The sequence below is a fragment of the Ruegeria sp. B1 genome (assembly GCF_056535885.1).
On sequence record NZ_JBQFJA010000003.1, the window covers coordinates 30141 to 46511 of the forward strand.

General features: G+C 55.4%; 9 protein-coding genes and 2 pseudogenes. 4 read left to right on the forward strand and 7 right to left on the reverse strand.

Annotated features, from left to right (window positions below; all coding sequences use genetic code 11):
• The first annotated feature begins 83 nt into the window (after positions 1-83).
• Positions 84-689 carry a recombinase family protein gene (locus ACR3ES_RS25135; RefSeq protein WP_480425696.1) on the forward strand — a complete coding sequence of 202 codons (606 nt, stop codon included), beginning with the start codon at positions 84-86 and terminating at the stop codon, positions 687-689.
• A gap of 21 nt (positions 690-710) precedes the next feature.
• Here the strand turns inward: ACR3ES_RS25135 and ACR3ES_RS25140 are convergent, their stop codons facing one another.
• Positions 711-1163, reverse strand: coding sequence for a hypothetical protein (locus ACR3ES_RS25140; RefSeq protein WP_480425695.1), 453 nt, complete (start codon positions 1161-1163; stop codon positions 711-713).
• Between the two features lie 231 nt (positions 1164-1394).
• Here ACR3ES_RS25140 and ACR3ES_RS25145 point away from each other — a divergent pair, with 231 nt between their 5' ends.
• The gene (locus ACR3ES_RS25145) at positions 1395-1823 is read left to right on the forward strand and encodes a LysR family transcriptional regulator (RefSeq protein WP_480425988.1); all 429 of its coding nucleotides are present in this window, start codon (positions 1395-1397) and stop codon (positions 1821-1823) included.
• 53 nt (positions 1824-1876) lie between these two features.
• Positions 1877-3001: pseudogene (locus ACR3ES_RS25150) on the forward strand (IS3 family transposase).
• Positions 3002-3036: 35 nt separating this feature from the next.
• On the opposite strand, the pseudogene ACR3ES_RS25155 reads toward ACR3ES_RS25150, so the two are convergent.
• A pseudogene (locus ACR3ES_RS25155) lies at positions 3037-3612 on the reverse strand (transposase); the annotation flags it as partial.
• A 48-nt stretch (positions 3613-3660) separates the two neighbouring features.
• On the reverse strand, positions 3661-3930 hold the full coding sequence (locus tag ACR3ES_RS25160; RefSeq protein WP_480426358.1) for an autotransporter outer membrane beta-barrel domain-containing protein: 270 nt from the start codon (positions 3928-3930) through the stop codon (positions 3661-3663).
• A gap of 545 nt (positions 3931-4475) precedes the next feature.
• On the opposite strand from ACR3ES_RS25160, the gene ACR3ES_RS25165 reads away from it, so the two are divergent.
• On the forward strand, positions 4476-7097 hold the full coding sequence (locus ACR3ES_RS25165; protein WP_480425987.1) for a S8 family peptidase: 2622 nt from the start codon (positions 4476-4478) through the stop codon (positions 7095-7097).
• A 226-nt stretch (positions 7098-7323) separates the two neighbouring features.
• Here ACR3ES_RS25165 and ACR3ES_RS25170 read toward each other — a convergent pair whose 3' ends face one another.
• From ACR3ES_RS25170 to ACR3ES_RS25185, 4 genes are read right to left on the reverse strand one after another with little or no spacing between them, the layout of a single operon-like run.
• Positions 7324-8631, reverse strand: a complete 1308-nt coding sequence (locus ACR3ES_RS25170) for an HlyD family type I secretion periplasmic adaptor subunit (protein WP_480425985.1) — start codon at positions 8629-8631, stop codon at positions 7324-7326.
• A 7-nt stretch (positions 8632-8638) separates the two neighbouring features.
• Positions 8639-10348 (reverse strand): type I secretion system permease/ATPase, encoded by a 1710-nt coding sequence (locus tag ACR3ES_RS25175; RefSeq protein ID WP_480426345.1) that lies wholly within the window; start codon positions 10346-10348, stop codon positions 8639-8641.
• 12 nt (positions 10349-10360) lie between these two features.
• Complete coding sequence (locus ACR3ES_RS25180) at positions 10361-11416, reverse strand: calcium-binding protein (protein WP_480425980.1); 1056 nt, start codon at positions 11414-11416, stop codon at positions 10361-10363.
• Positions 11410-16206: a tandem-95 repeat protein gene (locus ACR3ES_RS25185; protein WP_480634815.1), complete on the reverse strand. Its 4797-nt coding sequence runs from the start codon at positions 16204-16206 to the stop codon at positions 11410-11412. The genes ACR3ES_RS25180 and ACR3ES_RS25185 overlap by 7 nt, the downstream gene beginning before the upstream one ends.
• Positions 16207-16371: the final 165 nt, after the last annotated feature.

The following is a 16371-nucleotide window of genomic DNA, read 5'->3' on the forward strand; positions in this document are numbered from 1 at the left end:
CCTTGTTATTCATAGTCTGATTGAGACACATTCCGCACCAGCAAAATCAAAGAGTTGCAAGCCACAAATCCGAGAGGGTTCAATTGGGACAGCGCGCTGCCATCTATGCTCGGGTTTCTACCTCGGACCAATCCTGTGAACGGCAGGTTTCGGAGCTGACCGCATTTGCCGAACGGGGCGAATACGAGGTGGTGAACATCTTCAAGGAAACCGCATCGGGCACCAAAGCCAATCGGGCAGCGCGCAATAAGATCATGAAGCTTGCTCAGGCCCGCCAGATAGACGCCATCCTCGTCACGGAACTGTCTCGATGGGGTCGTTCAACGAAGGACTTACTGGAAACGCTGGATCAACTCTCCGGGTGGAAAGTCTCGGTGGTTGCCATGAGCGGCATGACATTCGAGTTGGATACACCACATGGCCGGATGATGGCGACAATGCTGGCGGGGATCGCACAGTTTGAACGAGACTTGCTTAGTGAACGAGTAAAGTCCGGCCTTGCAGCCGCCCGTGCACGTGGCAAAAAGCTCGGACGACAGCCTGGCCAGCGACCAAAATCCGACAAGCTCACGCCGCAAGTCATACAGGCCGTTGCCGATGGGCGATCCTACCGCTGGATCGCCCGCGATCTAGGCATTTCAAAGAACACTGTACTCGACATTATGAAACGACATCGCCAAGCACGATGATCCGACGCGCTTATTTGAGTGTCACGTGCCCGCACTGGCTTTGTCGCGATTCCACCAACGATTGGGGTTCGAGTTGAGCGGGTCATAACTGGCGCGACTGGCCCAACAATCTTTGATGAAGATCAGCGGCTCTTCGTAATGGTGAACATCGCGTATCGCATCCAGAACACGTTCTAAGGTTTCAGAGTTTTGCTCTATCGAAATGATGATCAGAACACTTGGAAACGTTTGAACTTTGTTTGCAGCTCCCAGGTGCACGGCGCTGGTTGAGTTTTCTTCCGGCAGGTAGGTTTCGCTGCCTGTGGCACTCACAAAGGCATTACGCTTGTATCGGCCGTAGATCAGCGGATCGACCTTCATCACATTGTCAATAATCTTGTCTACGTCTTCAGGTGTCGCCTGAATTTCAATCTGCCAGACACGTTCGACCGTACCTGTCCGTGTTTTGAGGTTGCTGATGTCGATGCTTTGCATGTTGTGGTTCCACTCTCTTTTCTGTTTTGGTCTCCCCTTGGGCCTGGTGATGAATGCCAATCGAACCCTGTGGCTGCGTTGGTCCACGGTTCGACACGTGTGGCTACGAACATTGATTGAGCAAACAAACCGAGCATTGCATGGGCCTCCCATGATGACCGTAGCTTCAGATCGTTGATCATAGAAACGAATAATATTGTTTGTCATGATGAGATATGTAAATCTTGAGCTATGAAACGCGACCTCGAAATCGACCTGCTGCGATCCTTCGTCGCTGTCGCAGCCCATCGCAATTTTACCCAAGCTGCGCACGCAATTGGGCGTACACAGTCGGCGGTCAGCCTTCAGATCAAACGTCTCGAAGAGATTGTGGAAAAGCGCCTTTTTGAACGCAGCCGTCAGTCCGTGACCATCACGCAAACCGGCGAGGCGTTACTGGTTTATGCAAACCGTATTCTGACCACAAATGACGAGGCATTATCGCATCTCCAGCGCCCCGAAGCAGAAGGGCTGATCAGGATCGGAGCACCTGATGATTACGCAACTTACCTGCTGCCGCCTCTATTGTCGGCGTTAAGAAAAGAACACCCTCGGTTGCAGTTTGAAGTCACATGTGACAATGCCAGCGACCTGCTGCCATTGATGAGACAGGGACAGTGATCCTCCCCCTCTGAAGTGGTCCGCCGTTATGGTTAAGAAAATGGAGGAACCACATGGCGAACAAGCGACCGAAGCCGGAAGAGATTGTCTCGAAGTTGCGGCAGGTTGAGATATTGATGGGGCAAGGCATGTCCCGTCTGGATGCGATCCGGCAGATTGGTGTTGTTGAACAGACCTATTATCGCTGGAGGAAGAAGTACGGCGGAATGGGTACGGATCAATTGAAGGAACTTAAGCGCCTTCAAAAGAGAATGAGCGTCTTCGAAAGGCCGTCTCGGATCTTACCCTGGACAAACTGATCCTGACGGAGGCGGCCAAGGAAACTACTGAGCCCCGCCCGTCGCCGTGCCTGCATCAACCATGTGCGCCACAAACTGCGTGTCTCAGAACGCCGGGCGTGTCGCGTCCTGAAACAGCACCGATCCACACAGCGAAAGCTGCCGAAAGGTCGAACTGACGAGAAGCGCCTGGTGGCGGACATGATAGAATTGGCCCGCCAGTATGGCCGCTACGGTTATCGCCGGATCGCGGCTTTGCTGAGAGATGCGGGCTGGCAGGTGAATGACAAGCGCGTCGAGAGGCTTTGGCGTCGGGAGGGGCTGAAAGTGCCAATGAAACAACCAAAGAAGGGGCGGCTCTGGTTAAATGATGGATCGTGTGTTCGGCTGCGGCCGGAGCATCGAAACCACGTCTGGAGCTATGACTTCGTGCATTGTCGAACGGATGACGGAAAGGCATTCCGCACGCTCAACGTCATTGATGAGTACAGCCGGGAGTGCTTGGCGATCCGTGTGGACCGCAAGCTGAACTCCAGCGATGTCATCGACGTGCTGAGTGACCTGTTCATCATGCGCGGTGTGCCAAGCTACATTCGCTCCGACAATGGCCCTGAGTTCATTGCCGTGGCGGTGCAAGACTGGATCAATGCAGTTGGAGCAAAGACCGCATACATCGAGCCAGGCAGCCCATGGGAGAACGGTTACTGTGAAAGTTTCAATGCGCGGTTCAGAGATGAGTTCCTGAATGGAGAAGTCTTCTACTGTCTAAGAGAAGCGCAGATTTTGATCGAAGAATGGAGGAAACACTACAACACAAAACGCCCTCACAGTGCTCTGGGATATAAACCGCCGGCCCCGGAAACCATCGTTCAAATGGACCAAAGGCCGGTCATGCACTAACAATCAAATTGGACCACACAAATGGGGCTGATCAGCACCGCCAGCCCTTCCTCGCGATAGAGCCTGAACAGCTTCTTGTGGTTCACCTCAAAACCTTCCCTGGCCAGCAAGATGCCCAAACGACGATAGCCGAACCGACGGCGTTCATTCGCCAGCTCGCGCAGCCGCTTGCGTAAGGCATCATCGCCCTGATCCCGCTTCTGATACTGAAAGACTGACCTATGCAGATCAGCCAATTCACACGCCCCCTCTCACACATGCTTTGCATGTGTTGCCGGGCGGGGGACGCTCGGACAAGCCGTGCCGATCCATCACATCGCGCACGGCTCGTCGCTTCACATCAGGCGTCAGTAGTTTTTTGTCGCGAGATCCTTCAATGCAGCATTATCCAACATCGCATCCGCCAGCATACGCTTCAGCTTGTTGTTCTCGTCTTCCAGCGCCCGCAGCTTCTTGGCATCCGACACGTTCATGCCGCCAAACTTTGCTTTGTATTTGTAGAAGGTCGCATCACTGATGCCGTAGCGGCGACAAAGCTCCTGCGCTTTCACGCCCGCCTCGTACTCCTTGATCATTCCAATGATCTGTTCGTCTGAAAATCTGCGTTTCATGGCCCATCCTTTTCTTGGACGGATTACTATCACCTCAATGGCCTGATTTCAGGGGGCTGGGTCAGTATCACCGGCGGTGCTGAGCCCGGTGGCATAAGACGCTTCACCAAAGAGATCCACACGGTCATTCAAGGCATAGGTGCCGCCAAGCCCGATCCCAAGCGCCCAGGGCTCGCTCTCGGTCGTCAGGGATGCCCCGGCAACATCCACCGCACTGCCCGCGCCAAACTCATGGAACAGGTTCATGATGCCATAAGGTTGTGCCGCAAACTTTTTGAAGGACCAGAGCCAGCGTAACGGATTGGATGCGATCGGCAGTACGAGTCACAGCGGCAACGCGGGTGTGAAGAAGCATCTCGACTCCATGCGCAGTTAGCACCCGGTCAAGGGCAAGCTTCACAGCCTCAGGTTCAAGCAGAACAATCCAATTGGACGTTGTAGGGGAACAGAACGGCTTACAGGTCAGGCCTAAATCCCTGAGGGCACCCAATGGACCGGACCAAATTATTTTGGATTGTGAACCGCCTTAATTTGGATTGATCCGAATTCATTCATTCGGTCTTTGCGGCTGGATTGAGGTGGTGAAGCCCCTGCCGCTGACCTCATGGCGAGCGCAAGTCGGATCATAGCTTATGTCTATTCAAACATAGGGTTGAGGTATTTCCCAATGCGGTAACCGAGTCCTAGTATTGGGCAGGAAACGAATGACTTGCCATCCTCAATGCTCGGAAAAACGCGCCAATATCCACAATAAATTCAGTTTGCTACTTGCGAGCCGCGTGGGTCTGCCGGGTTATCGGTATCAACGGCTCGCAGTCGCAAGCGAGCGGTTACAATTTAACAGCAAAAGAATAGCAATCATCATGCGCCTGTTTAAGACGTTAGCCCTGACCACCACGGCCATTGTCACCTTGGCCACCTCCGTCTCGGCAAATATCTACGCAGGCCAACTCACCTCCTCCTCAGATCAACAGGTCTTGAGCTACCTTGTCAGCGAACATGCACGAGATCCATCAACCTTCGAGGATGCACGCGAATACATCATCCTGAATCGACCAGAGATTATAGAGGACTACCTCAGTCAAACCTTAGACCGGACGCCAGACATCCGTAGTTTTTCCCCTTCGGAGCTAAGCGTAAGGGAGACCTTCGGAATTGGTTCGATGATCGCTCTGGGGATCGGTGGCATGGCGGCGGCACTTTCGCTTGCAGACAATGGCGGGGGCAGTGGCGCTGGCGAAAACCCGGGTCCCAACCCATTACCTTCTCCAAGCCCCAGTCCATCCCCTGACCCCATTGATCCGGTCGAGCCAGTTGATCCGGTCGAGCCAATTGATCCAGTTGATCCGATCGAACCAGAGCCAGTTGATCCGATCGATCCAGGCCCCGGCCTTGACGATCCCGCCTACTACCAAACCCCGGAATTCGAGGAAAACCGTGGCCTGCGTCTGATTGGAGCCGATAAACTATACGCACGAGGCGCAGGAGGAAAGGGCGTAAAAATTGCAATCCTGGACAGTGGCATCGATCTCGACAGTCCAGAATTCGCTAACCTTCCAGGCGTCGACAATAAGATCGACTTTGACAACAGCCACTCCTATGTCGGCGACCCCGGCGATATTTCTGAACCTGACGGTTCTGGCCCTTGGGGTCATGGCACGCATGTTGCCGGTATCGCGGCAGGCAGGAAAGACGGTGAAGGCATACACGGTGTTGCCTTTGACTCGGAGCTTGTCATCTTCAAAGGAGTTAACAGGACGTCTGCTAGAACTACATGGCCTGATGCCATTAACCGCGCAATCGCGGCCGATGCGCACGTCATGAACAACAGCTGGAGTGAGACTGTAATAGACAATGGCATCAAAGTCACACACACAATCATTGGTTTTACAAATCCAATTTTCTCTCAGGAAGAGAATCGCGATCGGCTTGAACGGTTTCTTGGAGACGATACCATCACCGCCCTGAAAGCCGCTAAAGCGGCTGACTTGATGAGCGTTTTTGCCGCAGGAAACAGCGGCCAGCCCGAAGTCTCAGTCAATGCAGGCGTTCCAGTTGTCCTGCCCGAATATAAGGACCACTTCATCGCCGTCGTCGCTGTCGATGTTAATCGCAATGACGATGAGACTATAGACGTCGAAATAGCGGACTTCTCCAACCGCTGTGGCCTCGCACAGGATTTTTGCCTCGCTGCGCCAGGCGTGGATATCTTGAGAATCCCCAACGGCACCGTCATCGATCATTTGGAGGGAACATCCTACGCCGCCGCATACGTCACTGGAGCATATGCTCTGTTAAAGAGCTATTTCCCAGAAAAAACCGCCGCCGAAATCGCTGAGATTTTGTTCAACTCAGCCGATGATCTCGGAGAGCCCGAGATCTACGGGCACGGCCTCCTTAATCTGGAACGCGCCATGCTTCCGATGGGTGAACTTGTTGTCTACCAGGGGACCACCACCGAGAGCGATGCCATGCCGCTCGCCGAAACGGGCATCGTCGCCAGCGGCGCCCTGGCGCCCGCCCTCAACCAGGCCCTCGCAGGACAGGTCTTGATGGTTGCAGATAAGTATACGCGCGGATTTGAGCTTGCTGCCGACGCCTTGGTCTCCGAAATCGAAGCACCAAAACCCCGCCTTACGATCGTAAGGGAAACAAAAGTCAGCGACACCCTGACAGTCATGCGTTCAAATCACAGCACGGGTCTCCGTTTTGATGGAGATGTGTCCTCCTATGAGGTAAACCTCGGAGAAACAGATCCAGACGCAGATCCATTTGGACAGCTTCTGACAGAAGACTACGCATTCGGACACGACTTCCAGCTGACAGACGCGCTTGCGCTGACGACGGACCATGCAATCGGATCATCCACTGACTCTTTCTCAAAGACCAGCATAGGGCTTGAAGCAAAAGACAAAGATGGGTCAGGCTTTTCTGCCCAGTTCGGCCTCATAGAAGAAAACGGCACCGTCCTTGGATCCCGCTTCATGGGAGCCGCAGGTCAAGACGGACGCAGCGCGACCTCATTCCTGACGATATCGGGATCTGTTGCTGTTGGGCAAGACACGCTGCTGACAGTATCGGGCACGCAAAGCAGGACAGATTTCCGACAAGAAGGTTTGATCACTGGCGGCAAAAACCTGATGGGGCGTGCCGGCAGAGTATCAATCAGCAAAGACCGCTTCTTTGGCAGCCCCGGCACCATGACCCTGTCAGTTTCCAGTCCGCTCCAGATCTCATCCGGCGAGATCTCAATCGACCTCCCGCAAGACAGGGTTGCAGCCGTGGCCGGTCAAGAAAGCACGGGCGTGACAAGAACCTCTCAAACTGTGGACATTACATCTTCAGTGCGGCCGATAGACATTGGTTTGATCTATCAGATCGCTTCGGATGCTCCTGGACCGGATATTCTGTTTAACGCGGGATATCGTGCACGAGGCGGCGACCAAAATCCCTACATTGGATTTGCGTTCAGTCACAGGTTTTGAAGCGCAGTGAGCGAAGCCCGATCGCAGGGAACAATTCCACCGCCGCCAAAGCCGAGCAAGTCTTCGGATGATCAACGACCTGTAAGTGGAGTGTGGCTCACGTGTTTAGCGTAATTCCAGGGTATTAGGTTACTGATGTTGGACTGTTTATGGCCGTTTGCGATGGCGGTCAAGATTTGGGTGAGGCACGCACGCACCGCTTACGATGACCCACCTGCTCGACAGATTACTCTTCCCGCATGGCGTGGGCGATCTGATCCTGGATCGGTTTGATAAGATAAGACAGGATGGTGCGATCGCCCGTCTGGATCAGCGCTTCGACCGGCATGCCTGGCATCAGGACGTTGCCGTGTATCTTCTCTCGTTCTCCCTCCAGAAACCGGAGCCGCACGGTGAAGAAGCTCATTCCGGTTCCCTCATCGAGGGTCGTTTCAGCCGAAATCGTGACGATCTGACCTTTCAATTCCGGTGTTGTGCGCTGGTTTAAACCCGGCAGGCGAATGGTCGCCTGCTGACCTGTGAATATCTGATCGACATCTGTCGGTGCGACCTGCGTTTCGATGATAAGTGCGTCTTCTTTTGGAACGATCAACAGGATGGGTTCTGCCGGACTGATGAAGCTGCCTGTCGTGTGCACGTTGAGTTGATGGACAAAGCCTGACCGTGGTGCCCGGATATCCATGCGAGAGAGTTGGTCGACAGACGCCGCTTTCTGCTCCGCCAGACGCGCAATCTCACTGCGCGTTTCCTGAAGATGCTGGAGCGTCTCGGCACGGTAGTCTTCCCGCAATTGCAGGATCTGGATACGCCTTTCGCTGATTTCCAACCCGGTGCGGGCCGCTTCGGCCAGCAATGCACCGTGCTCGCTTCGCAGGCGGGTCTTGTCCCTGCGGACCGCCAGAACCCGGTTTGTGGCGACGTAACTCTTTTCCAGCAGTTTTTCGAGCCCGGTAAGCTCCATATCAATCAAGCCGATCTCTTCTGCCTTGGCGTCCGCCTGAACCTCGAGATTGTCGATTTGGCTGCCGAGTTGATTGATTTGCTCATTGAGTTGATCCGTCCGACCCACCAATCCTGCCAGTCGTGCAGCCCTGAGCTGGCGCTGCACTGTCAAAATACGAGATATCTCTGTATCAGAGCCACGACCGGCGATACTCTCGGGAAACACAATGACTGTTGCGTTGTCGCGTTCAGCAATCAAGCGTGCCTCCGTCGCAACCAGTTCGTCAAGCTGCTGACTGACAACCGCAAGATTTGCGCGCGTGACCGCATCGTCAAGACGCAGAAGAAGGTCACCCGCCTGAACCAGATCGCCATTTTTTACAAGAATATCTGCAACAATGCCCCCTTCCTTGTGTTTGAGGGTTTTGACATTGGATTCAACAACAATGGCCCCGGGCGCAATGACCGCCCCGGAGATTTGCATCCAGGCAAACCAGCCGATGAGGAATGCAAGAAGCGCGCAGAAGAACAGGCCTGCGCCCCATAGATGCCGCCTGATGCTGCGACGAAGTGTTTGGACAGTTTCGCTCATGTCTCCGCTACACCGCCCGAACCGGTGTGGGGCTTTGCGTGAGAACCTGCTGCAGGACTTCTTCTTTTGGCCCGAAGGCCTGGGCGCGTCCCTCCTTCATGAACAGGACAGTATCCACGCCTGCCAGGGCGCTTGGCCTGTGGGCAATGACGATGACAATCGATCCGGCCTCCCGCAAGGCGCCAATGGCTTTGGTGAGCGCAGTCTCGCCCTCGGAATCGAGATTGGAATTGGGCTCGTCCAGGACGACCAGGAACGGGGTCCCATAAAGCGCGCGCGCCAGGGCGACGCGCTGCATCTGCCCGCCGGACAAGGTGATGCCACCCGGCCCAATCTCGGTGTCATAGCCATTCGGCAGTGACGTGATCAGCGCCTGCGCATCGGCAAGCTCTGCCGCCCGGAGGATATCGTCCGGACCGGCATCGGTCTGGAAGCGGGATATGTTCTGGGCCACGGTTCCGGCAAAGAGCTGGATATCCTGTGGCAGATAACCAATGAACGCACCTTGCCGATCCGGTGCCCACTGGAAGAGATCCGCACCATCCAGCCGGAGTGACCCGCGCAGCACCGGATAGACACCAACCAGGGTCCGTGCCAGCGACGATTTACCGGCCCCCGAGGGACCAATCACACCGAGCCCGTCCCCTGCCTCCAGCGCAAATCCGACATTCTGAAGCACCGGATGACCGACCGGACCCGAAACGACATTGTCCAGGGTCAGGGTTTTGGACGGCAATGGCAGTTCCATGCGCTCAGGCTCGTCCGGGCGGCCTTCCACGACATCCCGCAGGCGCTTGAGCCCCTGTCTGGCCGCCACAAATCCGCGCCACTGGCTGACCGCCATCTCAACAGGAGACAGCGCCCGCGACGTTATAATGGACGCCGCGATCATCATGCCAGGCGTGATCTGCTGACCAATGGCCAGCCAGGCACCCACGCCCAGCATGGCGGATTGCAGCATGAAGCGGAAGGATTTGGTGAGTGTGCCAAAGAGGTTCGCCATGTCTGCGGCATGCCGCTGTTTGGTGAGAAACGTGCCATTGATCGCCTCCCACTGCTCTTTCAGCGTTGCGGTCATGCCCATGGCCCGGACGGCCTCGGCATTCCGCCTCCCCTGTTCAACAATGGCCGCGCGTTGAACGGCATGTCGGTTGGCGTCTGCCGACGGTTTCCGGGATGCGATCTCGTTCAGGCCGATCAGGATACAAATGAAGACCGCCCCCCCAATGGCAACCAGTCCGAGGGTCGGGTGAAAGACATAGATGATGGTCAAATAAACCGGCATCCAGGGAAGATCGAAGATCGCTGTTGGCCCGGGTCCAACGAGGAATTGCCGCACGGTTTCCAGATCGCGCACCGGATCAAGTGTTTCCGCCTTGCGGCCCATCAGAACCGGCAGCGCGATCGAGCATTCATAGCTTGTTGCAGACAGCTGTGCATCGAGATGCTGACCGACGCGCAACAGCACGCGCGAGCGGATGCCCTCGAGGAGGCCATAGAACATGTACATGCCGCCCGCCAAACCAGCCAGCACCATCAGTGTCGGCACCGAACCGCTCGCCAGCACCCGGTCATACACCTGCAGCATGAAGAGGGGCCCGGTGAGCATCAGGAGATTGATCGGCAGGCTGAGCAGGCCAATGCCTAGCAGCGTGGAACGGAGGGCCTGAAGGCACTCCGCAACACACCCGTCCTGGGAACGCGCTTGCGACATCATGCGTCGTGGTCGTTACGCGTAAAACCGGAAGTCGTCGGAGGACAGATCCGATACGATGACATTCTTCAGGACAATGCTGTTGTCCGTATCCAGCGTGATGGTTGTATCGGTACCGTCATCCGCCGCACTGTTCAGGACGTCCGCATAGGAGGCCAGATTGGTGACACCCCTGAACTCGATGATATCCTCCGTCGCAGCGCCAGCCGCAAAATCGGTTACAACATCCTTGCCGAAACCGGGATCAAAGACGAAGATGTCGTCTCCCGTCCCCCCGGTCAGACGGTCATTACCAGCACCGCCAGCGAGAGTGTCCATGCCCTCATGGCCAAAGAGCGCATCTTCACCGCTGCCACCCGTGAGACGATCGTCACCTGCCATACCGAGGAGGGTCTCGTTGCTGCTGCTTGCAGATAGATTCAGCGTATCGTCCCCCTCACCGCCGTCAAAGATCGTCGTGATAACCTTGTTGCCATCCGCATCAAAGCGCTGAGAATAGATCTCGTAACCGTCAGGCGTATTAATCTGGCCATACGAATGCCACTGGACCGCAAACCCGCCATTCTCCAAGCCTACGACATCGGAATACATCTGGTGGTGATAGACCCACTGCGTGTTCACCTGGAACTCGCCGCCGACTGTTGAGCCGTCAGCGGCGTATCTCTGACCATGAATACTGGCACCAGATCCATCCTGACCATAAGACGTCCAAGTTGCCACAAACCCACCGTCTTGCAATCCGGATACCGAAACGTAGTATTGATTATACTCCGTGGCGGTATTGATCTGGAATTCGCCACCTTCTGCTGAGCCATCGGCATTGTATTTTTGGCCATAGACACCCCAGAATGCGCCGTCCTGATCAGCGGATTGCCAGGTGACGACAAAGCCCCCGTCTTCCAGCGCCGTGATTGAAGGCTCGACTTGATGGTTTGCCGTGTGCGTGTTGATAAGGAACTCCGCGCCAAGGGGGGTTCCATCAGCGTTGAAACGCTGACCATAGATACCAAACAGGTCTCCATCCTGCAGTTCAGACTGCCAGCTGACAACAAAACTCCCATCCGTCAGCACGGTGACAGTCGGCCAGTCCTGTCCCCTGCAGTATGCGTGTTCACCTGGAACTCGGATCCCGATGGTGTGCCGTCCTGGCTGAAGCGCTGCGCAAAGATGCCGCCCTGATCACCATCCTGACCCTCCGAATACCACACGGCAACAAAACCCCCGTCGTTCAGAGCAGCAATGTCAGGCACGCTCTGATGTCCGACAGTTTCGGTGTTGAGTTGAAACTCATCTCCGATGCGTCCACCACTTGCATCAAAGCGCTGGCCGTAAATGCCCTGGCCTGAGCCATCCTGATCGCCCGACTGCCACACCACCACGAAACTGCCATCGTTCAGACCGGCTGCAGAAGACAGTTGCTGGTCTCCGGAGGACGTCGTATTAATCACCAGTTCATCGCCAACAGGCGTACCACTTGCAGAAAACACACGGCCATGGACCTCAAAGCCAGCAGCATCTGCCTGACTACTTGTCCAAGTGGCCACATAGCCACCATTGGCAAGAGCTGTAGAACGGACGAAGGCGCTTATAGTGTCCGTACCCAGATCATCGCTGACCCGCTGTTCCGCTTGCAGTCTGATGGTAAACTCGCCACCATCATCTTCAAAGCGGAACGTGTCAGCACCGCCTACCGTTGCACCTCCTCCGAGAGCATTCAGTTCAATAAGACCGTTGTCGGTTGACATCGTGTAGTAATCCATGGTGCCCGATAACGTTGCAACGGTCGATGTCTCGGTAACCAAGACATGCACATTGACGACCGGATCGTAAACATCCCCGACATCAAGGGTGAAGGTCTTACTGGTCGAAAGGTCACCCGAATCCGTGGCTGTGGCCGTGAGGACAACCTGAGTTTCGCTCTCATAATCCAGACTTTCACCGTCCTTCAGTTTCAAGTTGCCGCCCAGAACTTCGAAGCGGTCATCATCGACACTATATGTGAACGTGTCGCCGACATCCGGATCGCTGACCGAGAGCATGCCAATCACGGCCCCGGCGTCTTGTTCCTGGACCTCTGAACCTGTCAAGGTGAGATCTTCCGGGGCATCGTTGACCGGTGTGATTTCAAGGGTGAATGTGTCGCTTGATGCAAGTGAGCCATCGCTGGCTGTCACCATGACACTCAATGTGCCGTTGAAGTCCTGGGGCGGTGTGCCCGAGAAACTCTCCGCAACCGCATCGAACACCAGCCAGTCCGGCAGGGCCGAACCATCCGCAAGCGTCGCAGTCAAGGTCAGCGCATCGCCATTCGGATCCTCAAATGCGTCCGGTGGTAGTGTAAAGCTCACAGCCTCATCTTCCGCTGAAGACTTAGGAGGCAATGGAGCTCTCAAATCAGGCGCATCGTTGGCTCCGTGCACAACAATTGAAACCGTTGCGGTGCTCTCCCCGCCATTGCCGTCACTGACGGTATAGGTGAAGGTATCCGTCAGGGTCTGGTCCCTCTCCAGAGCCCGAACATTAGCTGCATTGGTGGGATCGTAGCTGATGGTCCCGTTGGCGTTCAGAGTCAGGATGGCCCCCTGTGTGCTCATGGTCGAAACCTCTGACACCGTGAGCGCATCTCCATCGACATCGCTGTCATTTGCCAGGAGGGTGGCGATATCAATCGAAGTGACAACATTTTCTCTGACAGGAGTGGGGCTCTGCGCAACATCATTAACCGCAACAGGTGCATCGTTGGTTCCCTGAACAACGACAGAGACGGTTGCGGTGCTCTCCCCGCCATTGCCATCCTCAACCGTATAGGTGAAGGTATCCGTCAGGGTCTCGCCAACTGCCAAAGCCTGAACATCAGCTGCGCCGGTGGGATCATAGCTGATGGTCCCATCGGTGTTCAGCGTTAGGACTGCGCCATGCGCACTCGTTGTGGAAACCGCTGTCATGGTCAGCGCATCTCCCTCGGCATCGCTGTCATTGGCCAGAAGGGCGGCGGTCTCAATCAAGGTGACAACATCTTCGGTGATCGGCGTGGGACTTTGCGCAACATCATCGACTACGACAGGTGCATCGTTGACAGGGGTAATCTCAAGCGCAAAGGAACTGCTTGCTGAAAGGAACCCGTCACTGGCCGTCACCGTGACACTGACTTGCCCCGTATAGTCCTGGGGCGGTGTGCCCGAGAAACTCCCGGAGGTCGCATCAAACACCAGCCAGTCCGGGAGTGCCTCACCCCCAACCAGCGTTGCACTCAGGGTCAGCGCATCACCATCCACATCCGTGAACGCATTGGCTGGCAGCGCAAAGCTCACGGCCTCATCTTCCGCGGAAGACTGATCAGGCAATACAATCGCCACAACAGGTGCATCATTGGTTCCGTGCACAACGACGAACACGGTTGCGACGCCCACACCGCCATTGCCGTCATCGGTCGCATAGGAAAATGTGTCGATAAGTGTCTGGCCAACTGCCAAAGCCTGAACATCAGCTGCGCCGGTGGGATCATAGCTGATCGTGCCGTCGGAGTTCCGCGTCAGGGCCGCCCCATGCGTACTTTTCACATTAACCGCTATCATCGTCAGCGCATCCCCGTCGACATCGCTGTCGTTGGCCAGAAGCGTGGCGATATCAATCGAGGTCACAACATCTTCGGTGACCGGAGTGGGACTTTGAGCAATGTCATTAACTGCGACAGGTGCGTCGTTGACAGGAGTAATATCAAGCGCAAAGGTGCCGCTTTCTGAAAGGGACCCATCGCTGGCCGTCACCGTAACACTCAAAATGTCGTTGAAGTCCTGCGGCGGTGTGCCCGAGAAGCTCCCTGCAACCGCATCAAACACCAGCCAGTCCGGCAGGGCCGTCCCATCCGCAAGCGTCGCACTCAAGGTCAGCGCATCCCCATCCACATCCGTGAATGCATTGGCCGGCAAAACAAAGCTCACGGGTTCATCTTCTTCGGAAGAGCGATCAGGCAATACAATCGCCACAACAGGCGCATCGTTGGCTCCATGAACAACCACGGAAACACTTGCGGTGCTCTCCCCGCCATTACCGTCCTCGACCGTATAGGTGAATGTATCCGTCAGGGTCTGACCCTCTGCCAGGGCCTGAACAGCGTCTGCGCCGGTTGGATCATAGCTGATCGTCCCGTCGTCTGTGTTCAGCGTCAGGGCCGCGCCATGTGCACTCGTCGGAGACACATCCATCACCGTCAGCGCATCTCCATCCACATCGCTGTCATTGGCCAGAAGCGTGGCGGTCTCAATCAGGGTGACAACATCTTCTGTGATAATCTTGTGACTTTGAGCAACACCGTTCGCATCAAAAACGCGGGCCTTGATGGCGAGGTCCCCATCGCCCTGCTGTCCGTCATGAGACTCCCAGGTGACAACAAAACCCCCATTGGCGAGGGCTGTCACACTCGGGTTCTGTTGCCAGCCATTGGTGAATTCATTGACCAGGAATTCACTGACAACCTCATCGCCATTCTCATTGAAAATGCGGGCCTTGATGGCAGTACCGGACGTATCCCCTTGCTGCCCGTCCTCAGACATCCAGGTGACAACAAAATGGCCATTGGTGAGCGCTGTAATACTCGGGTATACTTGCCAGCTATCGGTGAATTCATTGACCAGGAACTCACTGACAATCTCATCGCCATTCTCATTGAAAATACGGGCCTTGATGGCAGAAGCGGACGCATCCCCTTGCTGCTGGTCATGAGACCCCCAGGTGACAACAAAACCCCCATTGGCGAGGGCTGTCACACTCGGGTCCTCTTGCCAGAAGTTGATGAATTCGTTGACACGGAACTCACTGACAATCTCATCGCCATTCTCATTGAAAATACGAGCCTTGACGGCAGACCAAGACGTATCCCCGTGCTGTTGGTCCCAAGAATGCCAGGTGACGACAAAATGGCCATTGGCGAGCGCTGTAACGCTCGAGTATAGTTGCGCGTCATTGGTGTATTCATTGACCAGGAATTCACTGACAATCTCATCGCCATTTGCATCGAAAATGCGGGCCTTGATGGCAGAACTGGACGTATCCCCTTGCTGCCCGTCAAGAGAATGCCAGGTGACGACGAAATGGCCATTGGCAAGGGCTGTCACGCTCGGCCAGCCTTGCATGTCATGGGTAACTTCATTGACCGGGAACTGACTGACAATCTCATTACCATCCGTATCAAAAATACGGGCCTTGATGTCAAAACCAGACGGATGCCCTTGCTCCTGATCATTGGACGGCCATGTGACGACGAAATGGCCATTGGCGAGCTCGGTAACGCTGGGGGTCAATTGACTACCATTAGTAGACTCATTCACCAGAAATTCACTGACAATCTCCACACCATTCTCATTGAGAATACGGGCCTTGATGGCAGTTTCAGACGTATCGCCCGGCTGTCCATCATCAGACTGCCAGGTGACGACGAAATGGCCATTGGCGAGAGCGGTAACACTCGGGTCGCTTTGAGAGCCATCGGTGAAGTCATTGACCAGGAACTCACTCGGATCAACAGTATCATCAGCCGCGACAGGTGCATCATTGACCGGGGTAACATCAAGCACAAAGGTGTCGCTGGCCGAAAGAGACCCGTCGCTGGCCGTCACCATCACGTTGACTGTTCCATTGAAGTCCTGGGGCGGTGTGCCCGAGAAACTCCCCGCAACCGCATCAAACTCCAACCAGCCAGGCAGGGCCGCACCATCCGCAAGCGTCGCGCTTAAGGTCAGCACATCGCCATCCATATCCGTGAATGCATTCGCCGGTAATGCAAAGCTCACAGATTGATCTTCTGCTGAAGACTGATGTGGCAAAACCGTTGCCAAAACGGGTGCGTTATTCACTACGGTCATTACTTTATCCAATTCAAGCTGGTGGGCTGTTGACGTTGATTTCGCGCGAATCCTGAAATCCCTGGCGACGGGCGGAAACCTGACATTACTTTCCGAAGCTTTGATCTTTGCTGTTTGATTGCCCGCAAGTCCGTTCAGCCAATTCGCCTCTCAAACAACACTGGA